We start from the raw sequence: 26,052 nt of genomic DNA, 5'->3' as shown, positions 1-26,052 counted from the left end.
GTGTGGTCCAGCGCACAAAGCCTCAGGGCTGGCGCGCTCGTTACCCGCCGGTTAACCTCATCTGAGCGGGACACACTCCCCGCCGGCTCCGGTGGCCTGGTGACGCAGCCATCCGGAGCGCCTGTCGGTTCGGCCGTTCCACCACGACGCGACTTCGGGACAGAGTCCGTCGCCCTCACGGCCGGGCGCGCTCGCAGCGCCCCGGCCCCGCGCTCCACGACACGCAGCTCCGCACGAGCCGCGCGCCTCGCCGTGCGCGCCGTGCTCCCCCAGTCGTCACTCACCCTGGAGTCCCGTGATGGACATCCCCCTCAGCACCATCGCCGTCGTCGGTCTCGGCACCATGGGCACCGGCATCGCCGAGGTCCTCGTCCTCGCCGGCCGCGAGGTCGTCGGCATCGACGTCAGCGAGGCGGCGGGCCACCAGGCCGCCGCCTCCCTCGCGGCGTCCACCGCCCGGGCCGTCGCACGCGGCCGGATCACCGAGCGGGAGCGCGCCGACGCCCTGGCCCGGTTCCGCGCCTTCCACGACCTCGGGGCCGCCGCCGGGGCGGAGCTGGTCATCGAGGTGGTGCCGGAGACGTACGAGATCAAGCAGCAGGTGTTCCGCGAGCTCGACGCCGTCGTCTCCCCCACCGCCATCCTCGCCACCGGCACGAACGCGCTGTCGGTCACCCGGCTCGCGGCCGAGTCGCGGCATCCCGAACGCGTGCTCGGCCTGCACTTCTTCAACCCGGCGCCCGCGATGAAGCTGGTCGAGGTGGTGTCGTCGGTGCTGACCGCGCCGCTCGCCGTCGAGGCCGTCACCGCGCTGGCCCGGGAGCTGGGCAAGGAGCCGGTCGCGGTCGGCGACCGTCCCGGGTTCGTCGCCGACGGACTGCTCTTCGGCTATCTCAACCAGGCCGCCGCGATGTACGAGGCGCACTACGCCTCCCGCGAGGACATCGACGCGGCGATGAGGCTGGGCTGCGGGCTGCCGATGGGCCCGCTCGCCCTGCTGGACCTGATCGGGATCGACACGGCCCGCACCGTCCTGGAGGCCATGTACACCGCCTCGCACGACCGGCTGCACGCCCCGGCCCCGATTCTCGGGCAGCTCAGCGAGGCGGGGCTGACCGGCCGCAAGGCCGGGCGCGGCTTCTACACCTACGCCGCGCCGGGCGGCCAGGACGTGGTGCCCGACGCGCTCACCCCGGTCGCGGGCGTCGCGGCGGCCGGGACGGGGCGTCCGGTCTCCTCCGTCGGGGTGGCCGGGTCCGGGACGATGGCGTCCGGGATCGCCGAGGTGTTCGCCAAGGCCGGGTTCGCCGTGGTGCTGGCCGCGCGCGGCCAGGAGAAGGCCGACCTGGCGAAGGGCCGGATCGCGAAGTCCCTGGAGCGCTCGGTGTCCAGGGGGCGGCTGACCGCCGGGGCGCGGGACGAGACGCTGGCGCGGATCACCCCGGCCGGTTCGCTGGACGCGTTCGCGGAGGTGGACCTCGCCGTCGAGGCGGTCGCCGAGGACCTGGAGGTGAAGCGGCAGCTGTTCGCCGCTCTGGACAAGGTGTGCCGGCCGGGCGCGGTGCTCGCCACCACCACGTCCTCGCTGCCGGTGATCGCCGTCGCCCGGGCCACCTCGCGGCCCCAGGACGTCGTCGGGATGCACTTCTTCAACCCGGCGCCCGCGATGAAGCTGGTCGAGGTGGTGCGCACCGTCCTGACCTCCGACGACGCTCACGCCACGGTCCGCGCGCTGTGCGCGGCCGTGCGCAAGCATCCGGTGGACTGCGGGGACCGGGCCGGGTTCATCGTGAACGCGCTGCTGTTCCCGTACCTCAACAACGCGGTCAAGATGGTCGAGGAGCACTACGCCTCGCTGGACGACATCGACGCGGCGATGAAGCTGGGCGGCGGCTACCCGATGGGCCCGTTCGAACTGCTGGACGTCGTCGGCCTCGACGTCTCGCTGGCGATCGAGAAGGTGCTGCACCGCGAGTTCCGCGATCCGGGGCTGGCCCCGGCGCCGCTGCTGGAGCATCTGGTCGCCGCCGGGTGCCTCGGCCGCAAGACGGGACGCGGCTTCCGCGAATATGCCCGTCGCTGACCCGGGAGCCGGGTGGGGCGGGCTGCTGGGACCTCCCGGCGGCCCGCCCCCGCAGGCGCGCTCTCCTGCACCGATGCGTTACGTTCATGCCATGTCCCAGCCCGACAGGTCACCCCGTGCCACCGCCGCGTCCGACGCCCCGGAGACCGCGGCGGGAACGCGCGCCGCCGCGCAACGGCTCAAGATGCGCCGCGAACTGGCCGCCGCCGCGATGGAGCTCTTCGCCACGAAGGGGTACGAGGCGACGACGGTCGACGAGATCGCGGGCGCGGCGGGCGTCGCGCGGCGGACCTTCTTCCGGCACTTCCGCTCCAAGGAAGAGGCCATCTTCCCGGACCACGACGACACCCTGGTGCGGGCCGAGGCCGTCCTGAACGCGGCTCCCGCGCACGAGCACCCGCTCGACACCGTCTGCCGGGGCATCAAGGAAGTCATGAAGATGTACGCGGCCAAGCCCGCCGTCTCCGTGGCCCGCTACAAACTGACCCGCGAGGTACCCACCCTCCGCGAGGCCGAGATCGCTTCGGTGGCCCGCTACGAGCGGCTGTTCACCCGCTATCTGCTGGGCCACTTCGACGAGCGCGACCACCACGTGGGCAACGACGACCCGCTGCTGGCGGAGGTGGCCGCGTCCGCCGTGGTCACCGCGCACAACCACGTGCTGCGCCGCTGGCTGCGCGCGGGCGGCCGGGGCGACGTGGAATCCCAGCTCGACCACGCCTTCGCGATCGTGCGGGACACCTTCGGCACGGGCATCGGGGCCGGGCGGACCGCCGGGGCCGAGCCCGCCCGCACGCCCGCCGCGACCGTCACGGCCGACGGCGAGGTCCTGGTGGCGGTGGCCCGGACGGACGCCCCGCTGGACGAGGTCATGCGGACGATCCAGCAGGCCCTGAAGGAGCGCTGAGGGACCTCAGCCGACCTCCGCGGGCGGCTCGGCCAGCCAGGGCGGCGGCGCGCCGCCATCGCTCCAGGCGGCCAGTTCGGCGGGGCCGACGCACAGGATGCCGCACTGCTCGGCGTAGGCGAGTGCGGGCTCGGTGAAGCCTCCGGTGCTCACGACGATCGCGCTGTCCGCCTCGTGCACGGCGTAGCAGGTGCCGCCGAACCGCTGGAGGTCCTGGGAGCCGGCCTTGTTGTCCGGCCCGTACCGCTTGCACTGGATCACGATCCGGCGGCCGTCGGGCGCGGTGGCCAGCACGTCGGCCCCCAGGTCTCCGGCCCCGCCCACCACATCGGCGTCGGCGCAGCCGTCGCGGCGGCAGAGACCGGCGACCGCCTCCTCGAAGGCGTACGGGTCCATCGCCGTGTAGTCGACCGGCTCGGGGGCCCGGACCGGCTCCGGGTGCCGAGCCGGCGGCTCGGGGCGGGCGGCGGCAGCGGCGTCCAGTTCCGCCAGGCCCGCGTCCACCAGCCCGTACGCGGCCTCCGCGACGGTCTCGGCGATCCGGCGGGCCCGTCGGCGGCGGCGCACCAGGCCGGCGGCTCCGGCGGCGAGTGCGACGGCCAGGGCCGCGGCGGCGACGGGATGGCCGCCGGCGCTGTGCCAGGCGGCGCGGAGCCCGAGGCCGCCGCCCGCCAGCACGAAGGCGGCCAGGACGAACCCGAAGGTGGTGCGCCTGAGGTCGAAGGCGGGCCGCCGCCCGGTGAAGCCGTCTCCGCGGATCGGTACCGTCATCTCTCTCCCACCCCTGCCGCGTCCGTCCGGACCGCCTGTCCATGATCACTCGGTCTCCGGCATCTGCCCCGCGCCGCGCTTTCGACGCACGGTCCGCGGCGGCCGGGGCGCCGGGTGGCCGAAATCCCGTGGTGCGGCCGAGGTGCGGCGTACCGCGCCGACGACGCCGTCTGTGTACCGAAGCACCCCGCGACCGCCCGCCGGCAGGACAGAAGGTCCCATAGCACCCATCGTGTTGCTCATGCGTGCCCACGGGATGACAAGTGAGAGAAATTGTTGGCACTCGGTGCCTTGTCAGCTGTCACGGAGTGCCATACGTTGAAGGTGTCCGGGCGGCCGGCGTGCTGGCATCTCACGTACGCCGGCTGTCCCCGCAACCACCGTGCTGCGCGCCCGGACGCCTGCGTCACAGGCACCCTTCCGCTCCACCGAGCACGCCGAAGCACCACCCAGCCGAACCGACGGCAACACCTCCACACCGCACCGCTCCCTGCCAGCAGGGCCCCCGAGCGTTCCCTCGACGCCGCATCACCGGAGGCAACACCGTGAAGGAAATCCTGGACGCGATCCAGTCGCAGACCGACTCGAAGGGCGGCTCCGCCGCAGGCACGGCCGCCGATTTCGCGGCCCTGCCGCTGCCCGAGTCGTACCGCGCGGTGACCGTGCACAAGGACGAGACCGAGATGTTCGCCGGGCTCGCCACCCGCGACAAGGACCCCCGCACGTCACTGCACGTCGACGAGGTCCCGGTCCCCGAACTCGGCCCCGGCGAGGCCCTCGTCGCCGTCATGGCCAGCTCGGTCAACTACAACTCCGTCTGGACCTCCATCTTCGAACCGATGTCGACCTTCGGCTTCCTGGAGCGGTACGGAAAGCTCAGCGAGCTGACCAGGCGACACGACCTGCCGTACCACGTCATCGGCTCGGACCTGGCGGGCGTCGTCCTGCGCACCGGCCCCGGCGTCAACGCCTGGCGGCCGGGCGACGAGGTCGTCGCGCACTGCCTGTCCGTCGAGTTGGAGTCCTCCGACGGCCACAACGACACGATGCTCGACCCGGAGCAGCGCATCTGGGGCTTCGAGACGAACTTCGGCGGGCTCGCGGAGATCGCGCTCGTCAAGTCCAACCAGCTGATGCCCAAGCCGCGCCACCTCAGCTGGGAGGAGGCCGCCGCCCCCGGGCTCGTCAACTCCACCGCGTACCGCCAGCTCGTCTCGCGCAACGGCGCGGGCATGAAGCAGGGCGACAACGTGCTCATCTGGGGCGCCAGCGGCGGACTCGGCTCCTACGCCACCCAGTTCGCGCTGGCCGGCGGCGCCAACCCGATCTGCGTCGTCTCCAGCCCGGAGAAGGCCGAGATCTGCCGGAGGATGGGCGCGGACGCGGTCATCGACCGCAACGCCGAGGGCTACCGGTTCTGGAAGGACGAGCACACCCAGGACCCCAAGGAGTGGAAGCGGCTCGGCAAGCGCATCCGCGAGCTGACCGGCGGCGAGGACGTGGACATCGTCTTCGAGCACCCGGGCCGCGAGACCTTCGGCGCCTCGGTCTACGTGACCCGCAAGGGCGGCACCATCGTCACCTGCGCCTCCACCTCCGGCTACAACCACGAGTACGACAACCGCTACCTGTGGATGTCCCTGAAGAGGATCATCGGCTCCCACTTCGCCAACTACCGTGAGGCGTGGGAGGCCAACCGGCTCATCGCGAAGGGCAGGATCCACCCGACCCTCTCCAAGGTCTACTCCCTCGACGAGACCGGCCAGGCCGCGTACGACGTCCACCGCAACCTGCACCAGGGCAAGGTCGGCGTGCTCGCGCTGGCCCCCCGCGAGGGGCTGGGCGTGCGCGACCGGGAACTCCGCGAGCAGCACATCGACGCCATCAACCTGTTCCGTGACACGTCAGCGGAGCGGACCGTCCCCTCCCGTCGCAACGTCTGAGGTTCCGCGATGAACGAACGTCAGAAGGACCGGCCCTGGCTCATGCGGACGTACGCCGGCCACTCGACCGCCGAGGCGTCCAACGAGCTGTACCGCCGCAACCTCGCCAAGGGCCAGACGGGTCTCTCGGTCGCCTTCGACCTGCCGACGCAGACCGGGTACGACCCCGATCACATCCTCGCCCGCGGCGAAGTGGGCCGGGTCGGTGTGCCCGTCTCGCACCTCGGTGACATGCGCCGGCTGTTCCAGGACATCCCGCTGGAGCAGATGAACACCTCGATGACGATCAACGCGACCGCCATGTGGCTGCTGGCGCTCTACCAGGTGGTCGCGGAGGAGCAGGGGGCCGACCCCGCCAAGCTCCAGGGGACCACGCAGAACGACATCGTGAAGGAGTACCTCTCGCGCGGGACGCACGTCTTCCCGCCGGTGCCCTCGCTGCGGCTGACCACGGACATGATCACGTACACGGTCGACCGCATCCCCAGGTGGAACCCGATCAACATCTGCAGCTACCACCTCCAGGAGGCGGGGGCGACCCCGGTCCAGGAGATCGCGTACGCCATGTCGACCGCCATCGCGGTGCTCGACGCGGTCCGCGACTCGGGCCAGGTGCCGGCGGAGAGGTTCGGCGACGTGGTCGCCCGGATCTCGTTCTTCGTGAACGCGGGCGTCCGCTTCATCGAGGAGATGTGCAAGATGCGCGCCTTCGGCCGCATCTGGGACCGCGTCACCCGCGAGCGGTACGGCATCGCCGACGCCAAGCAGCGGCGGTTCCGCTACGGCGTCCAGGTCAACTCCCTCGGCCTGACCGAGGCCCAGCCGGAGAACAACGTCCAGCGCATCGTCCTGGAGATGCTGGCCGTCACCCTCTCCAAGGACGCCCGCGCCCGCGCGGTGCAACTGCCCGCCTGGAACGAGGCCCTGGGCCTTCCGCGCCCCTGGGACCAGCAGTGGTCGCTCAGGATCCAGCAGGTGCTGGCCCACGAGAGCGATCTGCTGGAGTACGAGGACATCTTCGCCGGCTCGCACGTCATCGAGGCCAAGGTGGACGCCCTGGTCGAGGAGTCGATGGCGGAGATCGACCGGATCCAGCAGATGGGCGGCGCGATGGCGGCCGTCGAGTCCGGCTACCTGAAGTCGGAGCTGGTCTCCTCGCACGCGTCGCGGCGGGCCCGGATCGAGGGCGGCGAGGAGAAGATCGTCGGCGTCAACATCTACGAGACGACCGAGCCCAACCCGCTCACCGCGGACCTGGACGGCGCGATCATGACGGTCGATCCGGAGAACGAGGCGCGGGTCGTCGCCGCCCTGCACGAGTGGCGGGACAACCGCGACGAGGCGCGCGCCTCCGAGGCGCTGGCGGCGCTGAAGAAGGCCGCGGCGGGCACCGAGAACATGATGGAGGCCACCGTCGAGTGCGCCCGCGCGGGCGTCACCACCGGCGAGTGGTCATGGGCGCTGCGGGACGTCTTCGGCGAGTTCCGCGCGCCGACCGGCGTCTCCTCCGCCCCGGTCGCGGTCGCCGCGGAGCCGGGCAGCACGCTCGCCCTGGTCCGCGCGAAGGTGACGCGCACGGCGGCCGACCTCGGCGTCGGCCGGCTGCGGCTGCTGGTGGGCAAACCCGGCCTGGACGGGCACTCCAACGGCGCGGAGCAGATCGCCGTACGGGCCCGGGACGCCGGGTTCGAGGTGGTCTACCAGGGCATCCGGCTCACCCCCGAGCAGATCACCGACGCGGCGCTGGCCGAGGACGTGCACTGCGTGGGCCTGTCCATCCTGTCCGGCTCGCACGCCGAGCTGGTGCCGGACGTGCTCCACCGGCTGCGCGAGGCGGGGGCGCCGGACATCCCGGTGATCGCGGGCGGCATCATCCCGCCGGCCGACGCCGCCGCGCTCATCCGGGCCGGGGTGGCCGCCGTCTTCACCCCGAAGGACTTCGGCATCACCGAGATCATCGGCCGTATCGTCGACGAGATCCGGAAAGCGAACCAGCTCGACCCTCTGGAGGTCCCCGCATGACCACGCCCACCCCGTCCGTCAACCGGCTGCGCCCGCGGCGCTCGTGCCTGGCCGTGCCGGGCTCGAACCCGCGCTTCCTGGAGAAGGCCCAGGGGCTCCCGGCCGACCAGGTCTTCCTGGACCTGGAGGACGCCTGCGCGCCGCTCGCCAAGGAGGGCGCCCGCCACACCATCGTGGACGCGCTGAACAACGGCGACTGGAGCGGCAAGACCCGGGTCGTGCGGGTCAACGACTGGACGACGCACTGGACGTACCGGGACGTCGTCACGGTCGTGGAGGGCGCGGGTCCGAACCTCGACTGCCTCATGCTGCCGAAGGTCCAGGACGCCCAGCAGGTGGTGGCGCTGGACCTGCTGCTGACCCAGATCGAGAAGACGATGGGCTTCGAGGTCGGGAGGATCGGCATCGAGGCGCAGATCGAGAACGCCAAGGGCCTGGTGAACATCGACGAGATCGCCGCCGCCTCGCCCCGGCTGGAGACGCTGATCTTCGGCCCGGCCGACTTCATGGCCTCGATCAACATGAAGACGCTGGTCGTCGGCCGGCAGCCGCCCGGCTACCCGGCGGACGCCTACCACTACATCCTGATGCGCATCCTGATGGCCGCCCGCAGCCACGATCTCCAGGCGATCGACGGCCCGTTCCTCCAGATCCGCGACGTGGACGCCTACCGCGAGGTGGCCGGGCGCGCCGCCGCGCTCGGCTTCGACGGCAAGTGGGTGCTGCACCCGGGGCAGGTCGACGCGGCGAACGAGGTGTTCTCGCCCTCGCAGGAGGACTACGACCACGCCGAGCTGATCCTGGACGCCTACGACTGGTGCACCTCCGAGGAGGGCGGCAAGAAGGGTTCGGCGATGCTGGGCGACGAGATGATCGACGAGGCCAGCCGCAAGATGGCGCTGGTCGTCGCGGGCAAGGGCCGGGCCGCCGGAATGCGGCGCACCTCCACGTTCGAAGCGCCGGAGGCCTGATCATGCAGTTCGGGCGCACCTATGAGGAGTTCGAGGTCGGTGCCGTCTACAAGCACTGGCCCGGGAAGACGGTCACGGAGTACGACGACCACCTCTTCTGCCTGCTGACCATGAACCACCATCCGCTGCATCTGGACAGCAACTACGCCCAGGGCACGACCGACTTCGGCAGGAACGTGGTCGTCGGAAACTACGTCTACTCGCTGCTGCTCGGCATGTCGGTGCCGGACGTCTCCGGCAAGGCGATCGCCAACCTGGAGGTCGAGTCGCTCAAGCACATCGCGCCGACCTTCCACGGCGACACGATCTACGGCGAGACGACCGTGCTCGACAAGACGCCGTCGCGGTCGAAGAGCGACCGCGGGATCGTCCACGTGGAGACCCGGGGCTACAAGCAGGACGGCACCGTGGTCTGCGTGTTCCGCCGCAAGGTGATGGTGCCCACCGAGACGTACATCGAGGAGCGCGGCGGCGAGCAGCCCGGCCGCCCGACGCCCGCCTGAGGGAAGCCGCCCCCACCACCCACCGCGTGAAGCCACAGGAGAAGCAGCCATGACGCGACTCGCCCAGACAGCCGGTCTGAACGACGTCCAGCGGGAAATCCTTTCCACGGTCCGGGATTTCGTCGACAAGGAGATCATTCCGGTCGCGACCGGGCTGGAGCACCGCGACGAGTACCCGACGGAAATCGTCGAGGGGCTCAAGGAACTCGGCCTGTTCGGGCTGATGATTCCCGAGGAGTACGGAGGTCTGGGCGAGTCGCTGCTCACCTACGCGCTGTGCGTGGAGGAAATCGCGCGCGGCTGGATGAGCGTGTCGGGCATCATCAACACGCATTTCATCGTGGCCTACATGCTCAAGCAGCACGGCACCCAGGAGCAGCGGGACGCGTTCCTGCCGCGGATGGCGCTCGGCGAGGTGCGCGGCGCGTTCTCGATGTCCGAGCCGGCGCTCGGCTCGGACGTCTCCGCGATCACGTCGAAGGGCGTGCGGGAGGGCGACGAGTACGTTCTCAACGGGCAGAAGATGTGGCTGACGAACGGCGGCACGTCCACGCTGGTGGCCGTTCTGTGCCGGAGTGACGAAGGCCACCCCGAGGGCACCGCCCCGCACAGGTCGATGACGACCTTCCTGGTGGAGAAGGAGCCCGGCTTCGGGGAGGTCCGGCCCGGCCTGACCATCCCCGGAAAGATCGACAAGATGGGTTACAAGGGCGTCGACACGACCGAGCTCATCATGGACGACCTGCGCATTCCGGCCAATCGTGTCCTGGGGGGCGTCACCGGCCGAGGGTTTTACCAAATGATGGACGGTGTCGAGGTCGGCCGGGTGAACGTGGCTGCGCGTGGCTGTGGCGTCGCCCAGCGTGCATTCGAATTGGGTGTCTCGTATGCCCAGCAGCGCCACACCTTCGGCAAGCCGATCGCGCAGCACCAGGCGATCCAGTTCAAATTGGCTGAAATGGCCACCAAGGTCGAGGCCGCCCATGCCATGATGGTGAATGCGGCACGTAAAAAGGACTCCGGGGAGCGGAACGACCTGGAGGCAGGGATGGCGAAGTACCTCGCCTCCGAGTACTGCAAGGAAGTGGTCGAGGACGCCTTCCGTATCCACGGCGGCTACGGCTTCTCCAAGGAGTACGAGATCGAGCGCCTGTACCGCGAGGCGCCGATGCTGCTGATCGGTGAAGGTACCGCCGAGATCCAGAAAATGATCATTGGCCGACGGCTTCTGGAGGAGTACCGCATCCAGGGCTGAATGTCCCCTTCGAGGTGTTTTGGTGGCGAAGAACATCACACCGAGTCATCCTCGGCGGGTGCCTTTCAGCAGTCCGACTCGGCTGCTGGCTTGCCCAGTTGCGCCCGGCAACCGATAGCATCGCCGGAAAGCCGCCGTCCCCCGTTGCCAGCGCGGCATCATCCGCTACGAAGGTCATCCATGCCCGACAGCCCTACCTCCGCACCCCGCGGCGGGGTCCGCATCGCACGCGGAGCATCGCCGTGGCTCCTGCCCACCGTCGCCACCGCAGCACTCAGCCTCGCCCGGGCCCGCAGGTCCGGACGCTGGGCTGCCGTGGCCGTGCCCACCACCGCGCTCGCGGCGGGCATGCTCTGGTTCTTCCGTGACCCCGAGCGCGAGATCGCTGACGGCCGGGTCATCTCCCCGGCCGACGGTGTGGTGCAGAGCATCATGCCGTGGAAGGACGGGCGCACCCGCGTCGCGATCTTCATGAGCCCGCTCAACGTCCACGTCAACCGTGCGCCGCTGGCCGGCACCGTGACGTCGGTCGAGCACGTCCCCGGCGGGTTCGTTCCGGCGTTCAACAAGGAGAGCGAGAACAACGAGCGCGTCGTCTGGCACTTCGACACCGAGCTCGGCGACATCGAGATGGTCCAGATCGCGGGAGCGGTCGCCCGGCGGATCGTGCCGTACGTCCCGCAGGGCACGAAGGTGGAGCAGGGCGAGCGCATCGGCCTGATCCGCTTCGGCTCTCGCGTGGACATCTACCTTCCGGAAGGTATCGATGTCGCGGTCGAGGTCGGCCAGACCACCACCGCGGGGGTGACTCGAATTGACCGTAGTTGATCCCGATACCCAGGCCGACTGGGTTCCGGAGGCCGACGAGGCGAGCGACACCGACGCGGAGGACATGCCGCTGTCGATGAGGCTGTCGATAGCGGACACCCTCACGCTGGGCAACGCCACCTGCGGCTTCATGGCGGTGTACTTCACCACCACGGGCATCCTCATCCCGCACCTCACGGGCAGCGACGAGTCGGGCATGGCCCGCCACTCGGCCGCCACCGCGGTGATCCTGATGCTGATGGCGGCGATCTTCGACCTGTTCGACGGGCTCGTGGCGCGCAAGCTGCGGTCCTCGCCGATGGGCGCGGAGCTGGACAACCTCTCCGACCTCATCAGCTTCGGGCTCGCCCCGGCCTACTTCGTGCTCGTGTACGGCATGGTCGCGGACGACGCCCACCAGCGGGTCTCGGCGCTGGCGGCGATCGTGGTGCTGCTGGCGGTGGTGCTGAGGCTGGCCAGATTCTCCTGTGTGACCTTGAAGGACGGCATGTTCCAGGGCATGCCGAGCCCGTTCGGAGCGCTGACGGTCGTCTCGATCGTCCTCCTGGAGCTCCCGTTCGTCCCGACCCTCCTGGCGATCATCGGTGTGGCATGGCTGATGGTGAGCCGGGTCGAGTACCCCAAGCCCCGCGGTGTCCTCGCGGTGGCGGTGCTCAGCTGGATCGTGGCCGCGATGGGTCTCCTCGCCGCCTGGGCGTTCGACGCGCCCGGCGGTCAGATGCTCCTCCAGGCCGGCTGCGCGCTCCAGGTCGTGCTCGGCGCGGTGATCCCGCTCTTCGCCACCGCGCGACGGGTGAACACGTTCCGTGACAACCGGCGTGAGACGCGGGCGGCGCAGCTGCCGTAGCACGCGGACGGCAGCCGTACACGACACAGGGCGAGGGCCCGGATGCTCCCCGGCATCCGGGCCCTCGCGCGTGCACGGACCGGCTCGCGCGGGTACGGGCCGGGAGGAGGCGTCACGCCTCGAAACAGCGGTGAGCCTCGCACCGGACCCCGGCTTCGCCGCACTCCTCGCCCACCCCGTGCCCCGTGCGCTCCGTCAGCGCAGGAAATCGTGGGCGATCGACTCGGCCGCCCGCTCCAGCAGCGGCCCGGCACGGGCCATCGAGAGCGCCGGGTCCGGTTCCAGGTCGGCCAGGGCGTAGGCCCGGCGGATGCCCGCCCTCTCCAGCGCCTCCCGGGACAGCGTGAGCCGTCCGCAGACCGCGACGACCTCGACTCCGGCCGCACGCGCCGCCGCGGCCACCCCGGCCGGGGCCTTCCCGCGCAGCGTCTGCTCGTCGAGCGAGCCCTCGCCGGTGACGACCAGCGTGGCGCGGGCGAGCGCGGGAGCGAAGCCGAGGACGTCGAGCATGACCTCGATGCCCGGGCGGAAGCGGGCGCCGAGGGCGACGAGCGCCCCGTAGCCGACGCCGCCGGCCGCGCCCGCGCCGGAAAGGTCCGCCGCCCGCCGTCCCAGGACGGAGGCGTAGTGCGTCAGGGCCGCGTCGAGGACCGCGATGTCCTCCTCGCTCGCGCCCTTCTGACGCCCGTACACCTCGGGCGCGCCCTGGGGTCCGGTCAGCGGGTTGTCCACGTCACCGGCCAGGATCAGATCGACGCCCGCGAGGCGCGGGTCGAGCCCGAACAGGTCGGCCTCGGCGAGCCGGGAGAGCGCTCCGCCGCCCGGCCCGACGGGCGAGCCGTCCGCGGCCAGGAAGCGGGCTCCGAGAGCGGCCAGCATGCCCGCACCGCCGTCGGTGGTGGCGCTGCCGCCCACCCCGAACACGATCGTCGTGGCCCCCGCGTCGAGGGCGGCCCGCAGCAGTTCGCCGGAGCCGTAGGTGGTGGCCGTCAGCGGCGCGAACACCCCGTCCGGCAGCCGCTGGAGGCCGGAGGCCTCGGCCATCTCCACCACCGCGGTGCCCTGGCGCAGCGCGTACGCCGCCGTCACCCGGTCTCCGAGCGGCCCGGTCACCCGCGCCTCCCGGCGTTCGAACCCGGCGGCCACCGCCGCCGCGACCGTTCCGTCGCCGCCGTCCGCGACCGGCAGCGCCTCCACCGCCGTACCGGGAGCGGCGCGCCGCAGCCCGGCCGTCACCCGCTCCGCGACCTGCACAGCCGTGAGCGAGCCCTTGAACTTGTCCGCCGCGACGAGCACGCGGGCGGTCTCCGCATCTGCTCCGTCCGCCACCTTGCATCCCTTGCTCTCGAACAGGCAGTCGCGCCGCCCCGACCCTATCCGCACGGCCCTGATCTGCCCATGGCGTCCGCGACCGGCCGCGGCCCCCGTCCCGCTACCCTCGGACCGTGACCACTCCTGACGCCGGCTACGCCACGTACATCGCCTCGCTGCCCCGGGTCCTGGCCGCCGCCGCCTCGGTCTTCCGCGACGCGGACGGCCGGATCCTCATCGTCGAGCCGAACTACCGCGAGGGCTGGGCCCTGCCCGGCGGGACGGTCGAGTCGGACGCGGGCGAGGGGCCCCGGCAGGCGGCCCGGCGGGAGACGGCGGAGGAGATCGGGCTCGATCTGGCGCCGGGCCGGCTGCTGGCGGTGGACTGGGCCCGGGGCCGCGACAGGCCGCCGATCGTCGCCTACCTGTACGACGGCGGGGTGCTCGCCCCGGAGCAGTTCGCGGCGATCCGGCTCCAGGAGGAGGAACTGCTCTCCTGGAGACTGGCCGACCCCGCCGACCTGGGCCGTTACCTGCCCGCCCTGCTGGAACGGCGGGTGCGCGCGGCCCTGGACGTGCTCGGCTCCGGCGCGGGTCCGGCGGAGCTGGAGGACGGCATCGCTCCGGCGGCCCCCTGAGGCGGCCGGCCCCTCCGGGCCCCGCGGTTTCGCGTGGACCCGGCGGCCCCTTGAGCCACGGGGCGCTCAGCCCTCCAGGCCCGACCGGACCCGGCGCGAGGGCTGGAAGACGTACAGGTCGAGGATGTCCGGAGGATCCGCCAGCCCCGGGCCACCGGCCGCCGCCCAGGTCACGATGTCCCGCTCCGCGTGCTCGTCGTTGACCAGGCCGAGCCAGACCGGGCGGCCTCCGGCCCGCCGGCCCTCCGCCGACGGCTGCACGACGACGACGTTGCCCTGCTCGCAGGCGTCCAGGCACTCCACCGCCCTCACCACGGCTGTTCCCGCCAGGCCGGAGCGCAGCCGGGCCAGCTGTCCGGCGTGGTCCACGCCCGGGATCTTCTCCGTGCCGCAGCAGCAGCCCCGGCAGACGCTGACGGTCGGCCGGGCGTCTCCCCGGGCGGGCACGTCCTTGCGGGGGCGGCGGCTCATACGGCACTTCCCGTCGGGGTGGGAGTCGGGTGGGGGCGGAGACCACCACGCGTCCGGGTGATCGCCGCGACTCTACCGATCCGCCCCGGCCTCGAACACCTGCGCAGGTGCCCCGCCGGATGCGGTAACGTGGACGGCTGCGAAGGGGAGTAGCCCCGCAAACCGGTCGTCGACATACTGGAGCCCTCGGGTTCCCGGTGGCCGGGCTCGTGGATCATCACGGGTGGGCGAGACCTTCGGTCCAGTCATGACACGCCCGCGCCCTGTGGGCGCTGCCGTCATGCCGGGCCGAGTGGTCCTCCGAACAGCCCGAGCGGGCTCTTCGCGAAAGGCCCGGGGCCCGGCTCGTACAGAAAGCCACCCGGAATGAACCTCGACCTCCTGGCGATTCTCACCGCCTTCGGTCTGATCTTCCTCGCGGAGCTTCCCGACAAGACGATGTTCGCCTCCCTGGCGATGGGGACGCGGATGCGTCCGCTCTACGTCTGGTTCGGCACGTCGTCCGCGTTCATCGTGCACGTCGCCATCGCCGTAGGCGCGGGCAGCCTGATCGGGCTGCTGCCCGACTGGATCGTCAAGCTCGTCTCCGCCGTGCTCTTCGCGTTCGGCGCGTTCATGCTGCTCCGCGGCAGCGGGGGTGATGACGAGGAGGAGACCGAGGTCAAGACGGTGACCGGCTTCTGGCCGGTCTACTCGACCGCGTTCATGGCGGTCTTCATCAGCGAGTGGGGCGACCTGACGCAGATCACGACGGCCAACCTCGCCGCGAGCAACGGCACCTGGTCCACCGCGATCGGCGCGGCCGTCGCCCTGATGTCCGTCTCGGCCCTCGCGCTGCTGGCGGGCCGGTTCATCGCCAAGCGCGTGCCGCTGAAGACCGTGCAGCGCATCGGCGGTCTGTGCATGCTGGCCCTGGCCATCTGGTCGGTCGTGGAGATCTTCACCGGCTGAGGCGGCACGGGGCGCGTCCGGTGCCCGGACGCGCCCCGCCGGCCCGCTCGGAAACAGGGCCGGCTCAGAACCCGGCCCGCTCAGAACAGGGCCGGCACGGACTCCTGCGTGCCGTTCTCGAAGGCGAGCAGCCGCTGCTTGCGCTCCAGACCGCCGCCGTATCCGGTGAGGCCGCCGGAGGCTCCGATGACCCGGTGGCACGGCACGATGATCGAGACCGGGTTGCGGCCGTTGGCCAGGCCGACGGCGCGGGAGGCTCCCGGCCTGCCGAGCCGTGCGGCCAGTTCTCCGTACGAGCGGGTCTCGCCGTACGGGATCTCCAGCAGCTCCGCCCAGACGCTGCGCTGGAACGGGGTGCCCTCCAGTCGCAGCGGCAGGTCGAACGCGGTCAGCTCACCGGCGAAGTAGCCTTCCAGCTGCCGGATCGTCTCGTCGAAGGGCGACGGATCGGGCACTCCGAAGGTCTCCTCGGGCGGGCGGTGGCGATGTCCGTCCATGTAGAGGGCCGACAGGACGCCGTCGGTCGCGACGAGCGTCAGCGGTCCGTAGGGGCTGTCGACGACCGTGTGGCGGCGGGTCGCGGGGGACGCGGTGGTGGTGGTCATGGCGGGAGGGTCCTTTCGCTGTCAGGCGGGCAGGTGGTTGATGCTGTCAGCGGGCAGGTGGTTGACGGGGTGGTCGTCCACGGTCCACAGGTACTGGACGGCGTAGGCGCGCCACGGGCGCCAGTCGGCGGACCGTGCGGTGAGGGCGGCGGGGGTGGCGGGCAGACCGAGCCGTTCGGCCGCCCGGCGGACGCCTAGGTCGGTGGGGAGGAAGGCGTCGGGGTCGCCGAGCGCCCGCATGGCGATCGCCTCCACCGTCCAGGGTCCGAAGCCGGGGAGGGCCGACAGTTCGGCGCGGCTGCGCTCCCAGTCGGTGTCGGTTCCCAGGTTCAGCGTGCCGTCGGCGAGGGCGGCGATCAGGGTGGTGAGCGTGGTGCGGCGGGTGCGCGGCAGGGCCGGCGCGTCGGGGTCCAGCTCCGCGAGGGCCCGGGGGCCGGGGAAGAGGTGGGTGAGCCCGCCCTCCGGGTCCTCGACCGGCGTGCCGTGGGCGGTCACCAGCCGGGCGGCGTGGGTGCGGGCGGCGGCGGTGGAGATCTGCTGGCCGAGGACGGCGCGTACGGCGAACTCGGCTCCGTCGACCGTGCGCGGTACCCGGCGGCCGGGTCCGGCGTCGACCAGCGGGGCGAGCAGCGGGTCGGTGCGCAGGTGCGCGTCGACGGCGACCGGGTCGGCGTCCAGGTCCAGCAGCCACCGGCAGCGGCTGATGGCGAGGGTGAGGTCGCGGAGGTCGGTGAGGGAGAGCCGACAGGCGATGTGGCCGGGCCCCGGGGTCAGGGCGACGACGCCGTGCCCGTACGGGAGGGCGAGGGTGCGGCGGTAGGCGCCGTCCCGCCACTCCTCGACGCCGGGGACGGCGGTCGCGGCGAGGTGCCCGAAGAGGTTGCTCGGGTTGAGCGGCGCCCGGTACGGCAGGCGGAGCGCGATCACGCCGGGGGCGGCGGGGGCCAGCGGGCCCCGGGCGGCGCGGGTGCGCAGGTCGCCGGGGGCCAGTGCGAAGACCTCGCGGACGGTCTCGTTGAAGGTGCGGACGGAGGCGAATCCGGCGGCGAACGCCACCTGCGCCATGGGCAGCGCCGTCGTCTCGATGAGCAGGCGGGCGGTCTGGGCCCGCTGGGCGCGGGCCAGGGCCAGCGGTCCGGCGCCCAGCTCGGCGAGCAGCTGGCGCTCGATCTGCCGGGCGGAGTAGCCGAGCCGGGAGGCGAGGCCGGGCACGCCCTCGCGGTCGACGACCCCGTCGCGGATGAGGCGCATGGCGCGGGCCACCGAGTCGGCGCGGGCGTTCCACTCGGGAGAACCGGGGCTGGTGTCGGGCCGGCACCGCTTGCAGGCCCGGAATCCGGCCTGCTGGCAGGCTGCGGCGCTGGGGTAGAAGGTCATGTTGCGGACCTTGGGCGGCACGACGGGGCAGCTGGGCCGGCAGTAGATCCCGGTCGTGAGGACGGCGGTGAAGAACCAGCCGTCGAAGCGGGCGTCCTTGGACTGGACGGCCCGCACGCAGCGCTCGGTGTCGGTGTGCATGCCTCAAGCATCGCTCCTCGCCGGCGGCGGGTCTGGCGGAAATCCGACATGGAGGTCGCGCGGGAATCCGACGCCGGACGGCGGTGCGCCGGGTGTTCGCCGCACTCCTGTACGCCGGACTGCTGTGCGCCGTACTCCTGTGCGCCGCAGCCCTGTGCGCCGCGCCGTGCTCCCGTGCGTCGCGGTCCGTCAGCTCCGCAGGGCGAGGACTTCCTCGAACTCCGCGTACGCGTGCGCGTCGAAGAGCACGAAGCGCACCTCCTCGACCGGCTCGACCGCCTCCGCCAGCACCGTGCGCACCGCGATCCGGGCGCCGTCGTCCATCGGCCAGCCGTAGATCCCGGTGGAGATGGCCGGGAAGGCGATGCTGCGGGCCCCCAACTCGGCGGCCAGGCGCAGGGTTTCGCGGTAGCAGGAGGCCAGCAGCGCGGAGCGGTCCTGGGCTCCGGAGAAGACCGGGCCGACCGTGTGGACGACCCAGCGGGCGTCGAGCCGGCCCGCCGTGGTGGCGACCGCCCGGCCGGTGGGCAGGCCCTTGCCGTAGCGGGAGGCGCGCAGTTCGCGGCAGGCGGCGAGGATGTCGGGGCCGCCCCGCCGGTGGATCGCGCCGTCCACTCCGCCGCCGCCGAGGAGGGAGGAGTTCGCCGCGTTGACGATGACGTCGACGGACTGGTCGGTGATGTCGCCGCGGACGAGGCGGACCGCGACGGAGGCGGAGGCAGAGGTGCTCATGCGCCCATCATGCCGCCACCGGGCGGTCGCCGCCGCCCGGTCAGGAACTCCGCAGCCACCGCCATACGGCCTTGGCTGCGTGGTGGCCCGACATGCCGTGCACGCCCGGTCCGGGCGGCGTGGCGGAGGAGCAGAGGAAGACGGCGGGGTGGGCCGTCGCGTACGGGACGCGGGCGAGCCGGGGGCGGATGAGGGTCTGGAGGCCGGAGAAGGCTCCGCAGGCGATGTCGCCGCCGATGTAGTTGGCGTTGCGCGCGGCGATCCGGGGCGGGCCGGCGACGGCGCGGGCGAGGACCAGGTCGCGGAACCCGGGGGCGAAGCGCTCCAGTTGGCGTTCGACGGCGTCCGTGGCGTCGCCCTCCCAGCCTGCCGGGACGTGCCCGTAGGCCCAGAAGACGTGGCGGCCCTCGGGTGCTCTGGAAGGGTCGGTGAGGCTCGGCTGGGCGGTGATGAGGAAGGGCGTGACGGGGTCGCGGCCCTCGACCGCGGCTCGCAGCGCGTTGTCGATCTCGCCCGCCGTGGGGCCGATGTGGACGGTGCCGGCGCGGCGGGCGGCCGGTGAGGTCCAGGGGACGGGGCCGGACATCGCGTAGTCGATCTTGAAGGCCGAGGCGCCGTAGCGGTAGCCGTGGTAGGCGCTGCCGAGGCCCGCGATGCGGGCGAGCGCGGTGGGTGAGGTGTCGAAGACGTAGGCGCGGGCGGGCGGCAGTTCGTCCAGCCGCTTGACCTCGCTGCCGGTCCGGATGGCGCCTCCCTGTTCGCGCAGGTAGGCGGCGAGGGCGTCGGAGATGGCCTGCGAGCCGCCGCGCGGCACCGGCCAGCCGTTCTCGTGGGCGGCGAGCGCGAAGACGAGCGCGATGGCTCCGGTGGCGAAACCGCTGGTGGGAGCGATGGCGTGGGCGGCGAGCCCGGCCATCAGACCGCGTGCCCGCTCGCCGCCGAAGCGCCGGGAGAGCCAGGTGGCGGGCTGGAGGCCGAGCGCCCCGAAGCGGGCCAGCCGGTAGGGATCGCGGGGCAGTCCGTCCCAGGGGGTGCGCAGGAAGTCGGCGGCCAGGGTGTCCCAGTGGCCGAGGAACGGGGCGAGGAGGCGGCGGTAGGCGCCCGCGTCCTGGGGGCCGAGCGACATCGCGCTCTCCCCCACCGACCGGGTGAGCACGGCGGCCGTGCCGTCCGGGAAGGGGTGGGCCAGCTCCACCTCGGAGCGCAGCCACTCCAGACCGTGCCGGGCCAGCGGCATGTCCCGGAACGCGGGCGAGCCGACGCCGAGCGGGTGCACGGCGGAACAGGGGTCGTGCCGGAAGCCCGGCAGGGTCAGCTCCTCGGTGCGGGCCCCACCGCCTACGGTCTCCGCCGCCTCGTGGACCTCCACGGCGAAGCCCCTGCGGGCCAGTTCGGCTGCGGCGGTCAGCCCGTTGGGCCCCGCCCCCACGACGACCGCATCGAGCATCGACGGCACCTTGGGACTCCTTCGTCGGCCGGCAGGCGAACAGCCAGGATATTCCTGCGGAGGGGCTGCGGTCAGGCGGGTGCCCCGGTCGCCGGGGAAGCCGGTCCGCTTCCTCGGCCGTCCGACCGCAGAGCCGCCAGGACGCGCCGGACGGTCGCCGCGTCGCGGGCGGCGGTGAACGGCAGGTCGTTGCCGCCGGCGATCCGGAAGGGGCCGCCGGACAGGGTGGCCTGCGCACCGCCCGCCTCGGTGACCAGGAGCAGGCCCGCCGCGTGGTCCCAGGCGTACTCCCAGTTGAAGGCGACCGCGTCCAGGTCGCCGCGGGCGACGGCGAGGTATTCGAGGCCGGCGGAGCCGCAGGGCCGGGCCTCGACGCTTTCGGCGCGCAGGCCGAGCAGGGCCCGCTTCTGCGCCTCGGTGGTGTAGTCCGGGTGGGACATGGCCACCCGGAGCACGCCGTCGGGGGCCGGCGTGCCGGAACGTATCGGCGTGCCGTTCAGCGTGGCTCCCCGGCCGCGGACGGCGACGGCCATCTCGCCGAGTACCGGCGCGTACGTCCAGGAGGCGAGGACCTCGCCGTGGTGGGCGAGGGCGACCAGGGTGCAGAACCCGGCCTCGCCGCGGACGAACTGGCGGGTGCCGTCGACCGGGTCGACGATCCAGACGGGTGCGTCGCCCTTCAGGGCGCCGTAGGTGGAGGGGTCGGCGTGGACGCCCTCCTCGCCGACGACGGCCGAGCCGGGCAGCAGCTTGGTGAGGGCGGCGGTGAGGTGCTCCTCGGCCAGCCGGTCGGCGGTGGTGACGAGGTCGTGCGGGCCGCTCTTCTCGATGATCTCGTGGGCGGCGAGCTGCCGGTGCCGGGGCATGATCTCGGCGGCGGCGGCAGCGCGCACGGCCGCCTCGACCTCGCTCAGCGGCCCGGTGTCCCCGGCGGTCCCGTACAGGAAGTCATCGATCATGTATCCAGCTAAGCACGGTCGGCGGCGGGCCCGGAGTCCGGGCGGTCAGCGGCCGACGGCGTAGCCCTGCATGCCGCGCGGGTTGGCCGCGGCGGACAGGACTCCGCTGCGCGGGTCGCGGGCCACCGCGCAGAGCCGCCCCTCCGACCACGGCTCCCCCACGGTGACGTCGTGGCCCCGGCGGCGGAGTTCCGCGACGACGGCGGGGTCCGTGCGGCTCTCGACGGTGACGCTGCCGGGCCGCATGTCCCGCGGGTGGAAGGAGCTGGGGAACGAGTCGTTGTGCCAGTTCGGTTCGTCGATCGCGCCCTGGAGGTCGAGGCCGCCGCGTACCGGGGGCCGCCGGGCGACGGCGAGGAAGAAGTGCAGCTGCCACTGGTCCTGCTGGTCGCCGCCGGGCGTGCCGAACGCCAGCACCGGCACGCCGCCGCGCAGCGCGAGGGACGGGCTGAGGGTCGTACGGGGGCGGCGGCCCGGGGTGAGCGTGTTCGGCAGGCCCTCCTCCAGCCAGGCCATCTGGAGCCGGGTGCCCAGCGGGAAGCCCAGCTCGGGCACAACCGGGTTGGACTGGAGCCAGCCGCCGCTGGGGGTGGCGGAGACCATGTTGCCCCAGCGGTCGACGACGTCCACGTGGCAGGTGTCGCCGCGGGTCGCGCCGTCGGGGGCGGTGGTCTGCTCGGCGGCCGGCGCGGCCGTGGTGGGCTCGCCCGTGCCGGGCGCGGGAATGTGCGGCTCACCGGAACCGGGCGGCCGGGCGGCGGCCTCGCGGACGTGCGCGGCGAGGACCGGGGTCCGCCCGCCGGGGCTGCCGGGGCGCAGCCCGGGACAGGCCGTGCCGGTGATCGACGTCCGGCGGCTGGCGTTGTACGGCTCGGAGAGCAGGGCGTCGAGCGGAACCGGGCCGGCGGCGTCCCCGTACCAGGCTTCCCGGTCGGCCATGGCGAGCTTGCAGCCCTCGATCAGCAGGTGCGCGTAGTCGGCGGAGCCGTGCGGCGGGAGGTCGAGCGGGAGGAGGGCGAGCTGCTGGAGGAGGACGGGGCCCTGGCTCCAGCCGCCCGCCTTGGCGAGCGTCCAGCCGTTCCAGTCGTACGTGGCGGGGGCCTCGTACGAGGCGGACCAGCCGGCCAGGTCGGCGGCGGTGAGGGTGGCGGGGTGCCGCCGGCCGCTGCTGTCCAGGGTGGGCACGCCCGCCCGGCGCACCAGGGCCTCGGCGACGAAACCCTCGCGCCAGACGGCGCGGGCGGCCTCGATCCGGGCGACGCGGTCCGCTCCCCCGGCCCGCTCGGCCTCGGCGATCAGCCGGCGCCAGGTCGCGGCGAGGGCCGGGTTGCGGAAGAGCTCGCCGGGTCGCGGGGACCGGCCGCCGGGCAGGTAGACGTCGGCGGAGGTCGTCCACTCGGTCTCGAAGAGTTCGCGGACCGCCTCCACGGTCTCGCCGACCCGCTCGACCGGGGCGTGGCCGTGCTCGGCGTATCCGATCGCGTACCGCAGGACGTCGGCCGGGTCCTTGGTGCCGTGGTCGCGCAGCAGCACCATCCAGGCGTCGAAGGCTCCGGGCACGGCGGCGGCGAGCGGTCCGGTGCCGGGAACCAGGCTCAGGCCGAGTGAGCGGTAGTGGGCGACGGTGGCGGCGGCCGGGGCGGGTCCCTGCCCGCAGAGCACCCGCACGTCGCCGTCCCCGGTCGCCAGGATGATCGGGACCTCGCCGGCCGGGCCGTTGAGGTGCGGTTCGACGACGTGCAGGACGAAACCGGCGGCGACGGCCGCGTCGAACGCGTTCCCGCCGTCCTCCAGGACGGCCATGGCGGACTGCGAGGCCAGCCAGTGGGTGGAGGACACCATGCCGAAGGTGCCTTGAAGGGTCGGCCGGGTGGTGAACATCGCCGCACCTCGCGGTGGTCGTGGGTCGAGCGGTCCGCCGCCACCGTCTCACGCGGAGGCCCGGCTCCGGGCGTCCGCTGCGAAGTCCCTCACCAGGCGTGGGCGGCCTCCAGCAGCGTGTCGCGGACCCGGGCCACCTGCGGGTCGGCGGCGGAACCGGGGCGCTGCACCAGGTAGACCGTGTTGATCGGCGGGTCCTCGGGCGCGTACAGCTCGACGAGGGCTCCCGCCGTCAGTTCGTCCTGGCAGAGGTAGCGGGGCAGCACCGAGCAGCCCGCCCCGGCGACGACCGCGGCGAGCGCGCCGCGCAGGTCGGGCACGGTGAGGGCGGCCCGGCGCTCCAGGCGGCGGCCGAAGACGTGGCGCCAGTAGCGGCGGGCGATCGGCAGGTCCTCGGCGTACGTCACGAGCGGCAGGCCGTGGAGCGCGGCGGGCCCTTCGGCGGCGATCCGCTCCGGCCCTCCGGCACGGGCCGCCCAGCCGGGTGCGGCGGTCAGGACGAACTCCTCGTCCATCAGCGGGACCGCCGTGAGCGTCCGGCCGCGCGGCCGGGTGGTGGCGATGACCAGGTCGTGGCGGCCCGAGCGCAGTTCGTCCAGGAGCGGGTCGGTGAGCCCGGTGGCGGTGCGCAGCACCAGGCCCCCGGCCACCAGCGGGGCCAGCGCGGGCAGCGCACGCACGCACAGCACCTCGGCCGGACCCGCCAGGTGCACGGGGTCCGCCGGGCGCTCCGAGCCGCCCTCGCCGCCCGTGACGGCGGCGAGGGCGTCCAGGGGGGCGACGATCCGGGCCGCCAGGCCGTCGGCGAACTCCGAGGCGGCCACACCGCGCGGCAGCCGCTCGAACAGCTCGCGGCCCATCTGGCGCTCCAGGGAGCGGATCTGCGCGGTGACCGTGGGCTGGGAGAGGCCGAGGAGCCGCGCGGCGGCGGTGAAGGAGCCCGAGCGGTGCACGGCGAGGAAGGTCCGCAGCTGATTCAGGTCGGTCGAGGCGGGCAGCGCCGCCCGCGCCGGCCCGCCCGATTCCGCGCGTCCATCGGAATTCTTATTCCTCATACCCGCCAGCCTATTGGAAACCGATGGGCGTTCCGGCCTACGGTCGGGTATTCGCGACTTTCCCGAGCTTCGGAGATGTACGACATGGCAAAGATCCTTTTCGTGGTGACCGGCGCCGACCACTGGACCCTGGCGGACGGCACCGCGCACCCCACGGGTTTCTGGGCCGAGGAGGCCGTGGTGCCCTACGAGACGCTCACGGCCGCGGGGCACGAGGTGGTCGTGGCCACTCCGGGCGGCGTCGTGCCCACGGTCGACCGCGGAAGCCTGGCGCCGGAGGTCAACGGCGGCCAGGAGGGCGCCGACCGGATCGCCGCGGGCCTGGAGGCGTTCGCCGGGCTGCGGAAGCCCGTCGCGCTGGAGGACGTGGACCTGGACGCGTACGACGCCGTCTTCTACCCCGGGGGCCACGGCCCGATGGAGGACCTCGCGGTGAACGCCGTCTCCGGGCGGCTGCTGACCGAGGCCCTGGCGTCGGGCAAGCCGCTCGGTATCGTCTGCCACGCCCCGGCGGCCCTCCTCGCCGCCACCGGCCCCGACGGCGGCAACGCGTTCGCCGGCTACCGGCTGACCGGGTTCACCAACGCCGAGGAGACGCAGGCGGGCTTCGCGGACAAGGCGAAGTGGCTGCTCCAGGACCGGCTGGTCGAGCTGGGCGCGGACTTCCAGGAGGGCGAGCCGTGGGCTCCGTTCGTGATCACCGACCGGAACCTGGTCACCGGTCAGAACCCGTCCAGCTCCGCGCCGCTGGCCGCCGAACTGGTCAAGCGGCTCGGCTGAGCCGATCCCCGTCCGCGCCCCGGCTGTTCGACGGCCGGGGCGCGGTCGGTCCGGTGCGTACGGGGCGCGGTCCGGTGCGGACGGCGTACGGGCCCGGCCTTCAGATCCACTCGCCGCGCGGCACCGGAGGGTCGCAGAGTTCCAGGACCACCTCACCGGTCACGGACTCCTCGGCCGCGACGGGTCGCACGCGCGCGCCGACCGCCACCAGGTGCGGGGCCGCGCCGACGATCCGGCAGCGGAACACGAACCCTTCGGGAAACCGCACCAGGGACTCGTTGCGCGCCGCCTCTGTGTACCGGTGGACGACGGCGGTGCGTACGACCACGCCGTGGCCGGTGGTGCGTTCCGGCTCCAGTTCGCTCGACGCGCACACCGGGCAGAGCAGCCGCCGGAAGGAGGCGGTGCCGCACCAGCGGCAGCGGTGATAGGAGAGGCCGCACTCCTCGTGCGCCTTCTGGACGGTGACCATCCCTGCCTGGGACACGGCTCGACCCCCTGCGCTCGTCTCGGACACGCCGCACCTGGCTGACGGCGCGTCCGCACCTTATGGCACTGAGTGCCGAAGAGTAAAGGCACTGAGTGCCTATTAGTGCGGCCTTCCTTCGCCTCTCCGCACCCCTGCACCTCCGCGCGCGCCCTCACGCTCCACTCCCGTACCTCACCCCTCCCCGACGGCCGCCTCGATCTGCTGAACCACGCGCCACATCGGCGTACCCTTCGGCGCGACCATCACGATCACCTCGCCGTCCCCGGAAGCGCGGGAACCGGCCGAGGGCGCAAGGGCCCCCGACACCGCGGGCCCTGCGGGCGCGCCGGGGCGCTCCCACGCCTCCCGCACCAGGGCGAGCGCGTGGTCGACCGCCTCCTCGGGATCTCCCTCCCCGCCCGAACGCAGCCATACGCGGAGCCCGTTGTTGTGCGCGGCGACCACGGACGCGGCGATCACCTCGGCCCGCAGTTCCCCGTCGCCGTCGCCGCTCCCCGCGAACCGGGCCCGCAGATGACCGGCGAGCGTCTGCTCGTACCGGCGCACCACGGAGAGTTCGTACGTACGCAGTCCCGGAACCTCGCGGGTGAGCCGGTAACGCTGCACGGAGAACTCGGGGTCGGCCGCGTACATGCGCAGCACGATGCGCGCGGCGTCGCACACCGCGCCCACCGGATCGCGGCCGTCCGCGGCGGTGAGGAAGTCGGTCATCTCCGCCAGGCACCGTTCGTGGTCCGGGAAGACCGCGTCCTCCTTGGACGGGAAGTACCGGAAGAAGGACCGCCGGCCCACCCCGGCCCGGGCCACGATGTCGTCCACCGTGGTCCGCTCGAAGCCCCGCTCCAGGAAGAGCTGGAAGGCCGCCTGCGCGAGCACCTCCCGCATGGGCGCCTTCTTCTCCGGTCCACGTCCCTCGCTCATGCGGCGAAACGTAGCACCGGACGGCCCGGAATGACACCGCGTACCTTTACAGAGGGTACTGAGTACCATAATGTCGTCCATACGAACCACACCCAGGTGGGACCACACCCAGGTAGGCAGGAGAGCCGGCGTGAGCTTGAGGATCGTTGTCTGTGTGAAGTAT

Annotated in this window: 24 protein-coding genes; 12 read left to right on the top strand and 12 right to left on the bottom strand. The window is 72.8% G+C overall.

The annotated features are described in order from the left end of the window. Positions 1 to 298 precede the first annotated feature (298 nt). Together EES43_RS26090 and EES43_RS26085 are read left to right on the top strand one after the other, a co-directional pair. Positions 299 to 2,083: a 3-hydroxyacyl-CoA dehydrogenase family protein gene (locus EES43_RS26090; protein ID WP_124271005.1), complete on the top strand. Its 1,785-nt coding sequence runs from the start codon at positions 299 to 301 to the stop codon at positions 2,081 to 2,083. Between the two features lie 91 nt (positions 2,084 to 2,174). Beyond that, a complete protein-coding gene (locus EES43_RS26085) occupies positions 2,175 to 2,990 on the top strand; it encodes a TetR family transcriptional regulator (protein WP_124271004.1) in 816 nt (271 codons plus the stop codon). 6 nt (positions 2,991 to 2,996) lie between these two features. Here EES43_RS26085 and EES43_RS26080 read toward each other — a convergent pair whose 3' ends face one another. Further along, positions 2,997 to 3,761 (bottom strand): restriction endonuclease, encoded by a 765-nt coding sequence (locus tag EES43_RS26080; RefSeq protein WP_124271003.1) that lies wholly within the window; start codon positions 3,759 to 3,761, stop codon positions 2,997 to 2,999. A 545-nt stretch (positions 3,762 to 4,306) separates the two neighbouring features. Between EES43_RS26080 and ccrA the strand changes: the two genes are divergently transcribed. From ccrA to pssA, 7 genes are all read left to right on the top strand, one after another. Next, the gene (gene ccrA / locus EES43_RS26075; RefSeq protein WP_124271002.1) at positions 4,307 to 5,704 is read left to right on the top strand and encodes a crotonyl-CoA carboxylase/reductase; all 1,398 of its coding nucleotides are present in this window, start codon (positions 4,307 to 4,309) and stop codon (positions 5,702 to 5,704) included. Between the two features lie 9 nt (positions 5,705 to 5,713). Further along, positions 5,714 to 7,726 (top strand): protein meaA, encoded by a 2,013-nt coding sequence (locus EES43_RS26070; RefSeq protein WP_124271001.1) that lies wholly within the window; start codon positions 5,714 to 5,716, stop codon positions 7,724 to 7,726. After that, positions 7,723 to 8,697, top strand: a complete 975-nt coding sequence (locus EES43_RS26065; RefSeq protein ID WP_124271000.1) for an HpcH/HpaI aldolase/citrate lyase family protein — start codon at positions 7,723 to 7,725, stop codon at positions 8,695 to 8,697. Before EES43_RS26070 ends, EES43_RS26065 begins: the two co-directional genes overlap by 4 nt. A gap of 2 nt (positions 8,698 to 8,699) precedes the next feature. Further along, a complete protein-coding gene (locus EES43_RS26060; protein WP_124270999.1) occupies positions 8,700 to 9,200 on the top strand; it encodes a MaoC family dehydratase in 501 nt (166 codons plus the stop codon). 49 nt (positions 9,201 to 9,249) lie between these two features. Further along, on the top strand, positions 9,250 to 10,455 hold the full coding sequence (locus tag EES43_RS26055) for an acyl-CoA dehydrogenase family protein (protein ID WP_124270998.1): 1,206 nt from the start codon (positions 9,250 to 9,252) through the stop codon (positions 10,453 to 10,455). A 180-nt stretch (positions 10,456 to 10,635) separates the two neighbouring features. Next, positions 10,636 to 11,283 carry a phosphatidylserine decarboxylase gene (locus EES43_RS26050; protein WP_124270997.1) on the top strand — a complete coding sequence of 216 codons (648 nt, stop codon included), beginning with the start codon at positions 10,636 to 10,638 and terminating at the stop codon, positions 11,281 to 11,283. After that, positions 11,270 to 12,130: a CDP-diacylglycerol--serine O-phosphatidyltransferase gene (gene pssA / locus EES43_RS26045; protein WP_124270996.1), complete on the top strand. Its 861-nt coding sequence runs from the start codon at positions 11,270 to 11,272 to the stop codon at positions 12,128 to 12,130. The genes EES43_RS26050 and pssA overlap by 14 nt, the downstream gene beginning before the upstream one ends. Positions 12,131 to 12,325: 195 nt before the next feature. Here pssA and EES43_RS26040 read toward each other — a convergent pair whose 3' ends face one another. Continuing rightward, complete coding sequence (locus EES43_RS26040; RefSeq protein ID WP_124270995.1) at positions 12,326 to 13,459, bottom strand: glycerate kinase; 1,134 nt, start codon at positions 13,457 to 13,459, stop codon at positions 12,326 to 12,328. A gap of 116 nt (positions 13,460 to 13,575) precedes the next feature. Here EES43_RS26040 and EES43_RS26035 point away from each other — a divergent pair, with 116 nt between their 5' ends. Further along, positions 13,576 to 14,079, top strand: a complete 504-nt coding sequence (locus EES43_RS26035) for an NUDIX domain-containing protein (protein WP_124270994.1) — start codon at positions 13,576 to 13,578, stop codon at positions 14,077 to 14,079. Between the two features lie 66 nt (positions 14,080 to 14,145). Here EES43_RS26035 and EES43_RS26030 read toward each other — a convergent pair whose 3' ends face one another. Next, positions 14,146 to 14,550 (bottom strand): (2Fe-2S) ferredoxin domain-containing protein, encoded by a 405-nt coding sequence (locus tag EES43_RS26030; protein ID WP_124270993.1) that lies wholly within the window; start codon positions 14,548 to 14,550, stop codon positions 14,146 to 14,148. A 366-nt stretch (positions 14,551 to 14,916) separates the two neighbouring features. On the opposite strand from EES43_RS26030, the gene EES43_RS26025 reads away from it, so the two are divergent. Continuing rightward, the gene (locus EES43_RS26025; RefSeq protein WP_124270992.1) at positions 14,917 to 15,501 is read left to right on the top strand and encodes a TMEM165/GDT1 family protein; all 585 of its coding nucleotides are present in this window, start codon (positions 14,917 to 14,919) and stop codon (positions 15,499 to 15,501) included. Between the two features lie 80 nt (positions 15,502 to 15,581). Here EES43_RS26025 and EES43_RS26020 read toward each other — a convergent pair whose 3' ends face one another. From EES43_RS26020 to EES43_RS25990, 7 genes are all read right to left on the bottom strand, one after another. Then, complete coding sequence (locus EES43_RS26020) at positions 15,582 to 16,106, bottom strand: methylated-DNA--[protein]-cysteine S-methyltransferase (protein ID WP_124270991.1); 525 nt, start codon at positions 16,104 to 16,106, stop codon at positions 15,582 to 15,584. A gap of 21 nt (positions 16,107 to 16,127) precedes the next feature. After that, the gene (locus tag EES43_RS26015; protein ID WP_124270990.1) at positions 16,128 to 17,624 is read right to left on the bottom strand and encodes an AlkA N-terminal domain-containing protein; all 1,497 of its coding nucleotides are present in this window, start codon (positions 17,622 to 17,624) and stop codon (positions 16,128 to 16,130) included. 189 nt (positions 17,625 to 17,813) lie between these two features. Next, positions 17,814 to 18,356 carry an O-acetyl-ADP-ribose deacetylase gene (locus tag EES43_RS26010; RefSeq protein ID WP_124270989.1) on the bottom strand — a complete coding sequence of 181 codons (543 nt, stop codon included), beginning with the start codon at positions 18,354 to 18,356 and terminating at the stop codon, positions 17,814 to 17,816. A 40-nt stretch (positions 18,357 to 18,396) separates the two neighbouring features. Beyond that, positions 18,397 to 19,812: a phytoene desaturase family protein gene (locus EES43_RS26005; protein ID WP_124270988.1), complete on the bottom strand. Its 1,416-nt coding sequence runs from the start codon at positions 19,810 to 19,812 to the stop codon at positions 18,397 to 18,399. A 62-nt stretch (positions 19,813 to 19,874) separates the two neighbouring features. Then, on the bottom strand, positions 19,875 to 20,762 hold the full coding sequence (locus EES43_RS26000; protein ID WP_124270987.1) for an inositol monophosphatase family protein: 888 nt from the start codon (positions 20,760 to 20,762) through the stop codon (positions 19,875 to 19,877). Positions 20,763 to 20,807: 45 nt separating this feature from the next. Then, positions 20,808 to 22,643: a gamma-glutamyltransferase family protein gene (locus EES43_RS25995; RefSeq protein ID WP_124270986.1), complete on the bottom strand. Its 1,836-nt coding sequence runs from the start codon at positions 22,641 to 22,643 to the stop codon at positions 20,808 to 20,810. An 89-nt stretch (positions 22,644 to 22,732) separates the two neighbouring features. Further along, complete coding sequence (locus EES43_RS25990; protein ID WP_124270985.1) at positions 22,733 to 23,698, bottom strand: LysR family transcriptional regulator; 966 nt, start codon at positions 23,696 to 23,698, stop codon at positions 22,733 to 22,735. 84 nt (positions 23,699 to 23,782) lie between these two features. Here EES43_RS25990 and EES43_RS25985 point away from each other — a divergent pair, with 84 nt between their 5' ends. Further along, on the top strand, positions 23,783 to 24,478 hold the full coding sequence (locus tag EES43_RS25985; protein ID WP_124270984.1) for a type 1 glutamine amidotransferase domain-containing protein: 696 nt from the start codon (positions 23,783 to 23,785) through the stop codon (positions 24,476 to 24,478). A 100-nt stretch (positions 24,479 to 24,578) separates the two neighbouring features. On the opposite strand, the gene EES43_RS25980 is transcribed toward EES43_RS25985, so the two are convergent. Both EES43_RS25980 and EES43_RS25975 read right to left on the bottom strand, forming a co-directional pair. Next, entirely contained in the window at positions 24,579 to 24,950 is a 372-nt protein-coding gene (locus EES43_RS25980) for a Zn-ribbon domain-containing OB-fold protein (RefSeq protein WP_124272160.1), read from the bottom strand. Positions 24,951 to 25,139: 189 nt separating this feature from the next. Continuing rightward, a complete protein-coding gene (locus EES43_RS25975; RefSeq protein ID WP_124272159.1) occupies positions 25,140 to 25,853 on the bottom strand; it encodes a TetR family transcriptional regulator in 714 nt (237 codons plus the stop codon). Positions 25,854 to 26,052 lie beyond the last annotated feature (199 nt).

The organism is Streptomyces sp. ADI96-02 (genome assembly GCF_003846185.1).
Taxonomy (GTDB): domain Bacteria; phylum Actinomycetota; class Actinomycetes; order Streptomycetales; family Streptomycetaceae; genus Streptomyces.
Note: the sequence above shows the minus strand (reverse complement) of the source record. Positions and strands in the feature narration are given on the sequence as shown.

What these genes read in the sequence shown, in the direction of transcription:
- EES43_RS25995 (WP_124270986.1), bottom strand. Translation starts at nt 22,643, where the DNA reads ATGTTCACCACCCGGCCGACCCTTCAAGGCACCTTCGGCATGGTGTCC.
- EES43_RS26055 (WP_124270998.1), top strand. Translation starts at nt 9,250, where the DNA reads ATGACGCGACTCGCCCAGACAGCCGGTCTGAACGACGTCCAGCGGGAA.
- EES43_RS25985 (WP_124270984.1), top strand. Translation starts at nt 23,783, where the DNA reads ATGGCAAAGATCCTTTTCGTGGTGACCGGCGCCGACCACTGGACCCTG.
- EES43_RS25990 (WP_124270985.1), bottom strand. Translation starts at nt 23,698, where the DNA reads ATGAGGAATAAGAATTCCGATGGACGCGCGGAATCGGGCGGGCCGGCG.
- EES43_RS26070 (WP_124271001.1), top strand. Translation starts at nt 5,714, where the DNA reads ATGAACGAACGTCAGAAGGACCGGCCCTGGCTCATGCGGACGTACGCC.
- EES43_RS26020 (WP_124270991.1), bottom strand. Translation starts at nt 16,106, where the DNA reads ATGACCACCACCACCGCGTCCCCCGCGACCCGCCGCCACACGGTCGTC.
- EES43_RS26025 (WP_124270992.1), top strand. Translation starts at nt 14,917, where the DNA reads ATGAACCTCGACCTCCTGGCGATTCTCACCGCCTTCGGTCTGATCTTC.
- EES43_RS26065 (WP_124271000.1), top strand. Translation starts at nt 7,723, where the DNA reads ATGACCACGCCCACCCCGTCCGTCAACCGGCTGCGCCCGCGGCGCTCG.
- EES43_RS26000 (WP_124270987.1), bottom strand. Translation starts at nt 20,762, where the DNA reads ATGATCGATGACTTCCTGTACGGGACCGCCGGGGACACCGGGCCGCTG.
- EES43_RS26050 (WP_124270997.1), top strand. Translation starts at nt 10,636, where the DNA reads ATGCCCGACAGCCCTACCTCCGCACCCCGCGGCGGGGTCCGCATCGCA.
- EES43_RS26060 (WP_124270999.1), top strand. Translation starts at nt 8,700, where the DNA reads ATGCAGTTCGGGCGCACCTATGAGGAGTTCGAGGTCGGTGCCGTCTAC.
- EES43_RS26080 (WP_124271003.1), bottom strand. Translation starts at nt 3,761, where the DNA reads ATGACGGTACCGATCCGCGGAGACGGCTTCACCGGGCGGCGGCCCGCC.
- EES43_RS26010 (WP_124270989.1), bottom strand. Translation starts at nt 18,356, where the DNA reads ATGAGCACCTCTGCCTCCGCCTCCGTCGCGGTCCGCCTCGTCCGCGGC.
- EES43_RS26015 (WP_124270990.1), bottom strand. Translation starts at nt 17,624, where the DNA reads ATGCACACCGACACCGAGCGCTGCGTGCGGGCCGTCCAGTCCAAGGAC.
- EES43_RS25975 (WP_124272159.1), bottom strand. Translation starts at nt 25,853, where the DNA reads ATGCGGGAGGTGCTCGCGCAGGCGGCCTTCCAGCTCTTCCTGGAGCGG.
- EES43_RS25980 (WP_124272160.1), bottom strand. Translation starts at nt 24,950, where the DNA reads ATGGTCACCGTCCAGAAGGCGCACGAGGAGTGCGGCCTCTCCTATCAC.
- EES43_RS26085 (WP_124271004.1), top strand. Translation starts at nt 2,175, where the DNA reads ATGTCCCAGCCCGACAGGTCACCCCGTGCCACCGCCGCGTCCGACGCC.
- EES43_RS26090 (WP_124271005.1), top strand. Translation starts at nt 299, where the DNA reads ATGGACATCCCCCTCAGCACCATCGCCGTCGTCGGTCTCGGCACCATG.
- EES43_RS26030 (WP_124270993.1), bottom strand. Translation starts at nt 14,550, where the DNA reads ATGAGCCGCCGCCCCCGCAAGGACGTGCCCGCCCGGGGAGACGCCCGG.